The organism is Bacillus sp. NTK071, assembly GCF_017303315.1.
Classification (GTDB): domain Bacteria; phylum Bacillota; class Bacilli; order Bacillales; family Guptibacillaceae; genus Guptibacillus.
The window spans coordinates 1-259 of the sequence record NZ_JAFKOI010000138.1; the positions used below are offsets into that span (position 1 = coordinate 1).

1 protein-coding gene is annotated in these 259 nt (G+C 71.0%); it reads right to left on the reverse strand.

Features of this window, described 5'->3' with window-relative positions:
- Window positions 1–259, reverse strand: a 259-nt coding sequence (locus tag JI666_RS22250) for a glucokinase (protein WP_206895097.1), incomplete at both ends; no start/stop codon positions are given.

Here is a 259-nt window from a genome sequence, read left to right on the forward strand (position 1 = left end):
GCGCGGCTTCCTGATCGCCTTTGCGCGGCAGGTGGATATGGCCGCATTCGGATGGCGCGACATAGGTGCCGCCGGGAAGATGATGCACCGGCGCCGCGTTGAAACCGGTGCCAGCGCCGACGACAAGCTGGGCGGCGCCCGGTTCGGCAGGCTGGCCGGGCAGCAGGCTGCGCAGATGCCGCCGGTCGAGCGAGGCCAGCGCATGGCCCTGCGCCTGCAGGTCATTGAGGATCGACACCCGCTTGGTGCCGCCGACGCG